The sequence below is a fragment of the Lactobacillus sp. C449L genome (assembly GCF_059900815.1).
Map to the genome: position 1 here is coordinate 1 of NZ_JBWXGA010000249.1, position 450 is coordinate 450.

The 450-nt window shown below is 72.2% G+C and carries 1 protein-coding gene; it reads left to right on the forward strand.

Features of this window, described 5'->3' with window-relative positions; all coding sequences use genetic code 11:
* Positions 1 to 22 precede the first annotated feature (22 nt).
* The coding region (locus tag AC2JF9_RS09260; RefSeq protein WP_500727186.1) for an ABC transporter substrate-binding protein at positions 23 to 450 on the forward strand (428 nt) is incomplete at its 3' end.

Consider the following 450-nt stretch of genomic DNA (forward strand, 5'->3'; position numbering starts at 1 on the left):
GCGCGGCGACGGCGCGGCCGGGATGGGCCTGACCTTCCAGAGCCTCATGGTGCGCGGGCTGGACGAGCCGGATGCCATGTACGGGCTCGTCGCGGCCGGAGTCCGCCGGACGCGGGACGGGCTGACCTACCGGTTCAGGCTTCGCCCGGAGGCACGGTTCCACGACGGATCGAAGCTCACGGCCGGGGACGTCGCGTTCTCGGTCAACCTCCTGAAGGCGAAGGGCCATCCCCGCATCTCGCAGAACCTGCTCCAGGTGAAGGGCGCCGAGGCGGAGGGGCCGGAGCTGGTCCGCATCGATTTCGCGCCCGGCCGCTCGCGCGACCTGCCGCTCGTCGTCGCCGGCCTGCCGATCTTCTCCGCAGCCTATTATTCCGGCCGCGACTTCGAGGCCGCGACGCTCGAGCCGCCGCTCGGCTCGGGCCCCTACCGGGTCGGCAGGTTCGAGGT